This is a genomic window from Psychromonas arctica, from assembly GCF_038155225.1.
In the GTDB taxonomy this organism is placed as follows: domain Bacteria; phylum Pseudomonadota; class Gammaproteobacteria; order Enterobacterales; family Psychromonadaceae; genus Psychromonas; species Psychromonas arctica_B.
Map to the genome: position 1 here is coordinate 1 of NZ_JBAKBA010000468.1, position 207 is coordinate 207.

A 207-nucleotide genomic window follows, 5' to 3' on the forward strand; every position below is an offset into this window, starting at 1 on the left:
TGGAAGAAAGAAAATGAATACAAACCAGTGTTTATGTAAAAGTGGTCAAACAAACCAACAATGTTGTCAGCCTATACATCAATAACAACAAAAACCAGACACTTGCGAACAATTAATGCGTTCTCGATTCAGTGCTTTATGTCTGCAATTAGGTGAATACTTATTTTCTACTTATCAACCCAACATTCGTGACAATTAAACTATTGA

General features: G+C 33.3%; 1 pseudogene. It reads left to right on the top strand.

The features are described 5' to 3' along the window. Positions 1-112: 112 nt before the first annotated feature. Positions 113-199 (top strand): annotated as a pseudogene (locus V6255_RS19115) (YchJ family metal-binding protein); the annotation flags it as partial. Positions 200-207 lie beyond the last annotated feature (8 nt).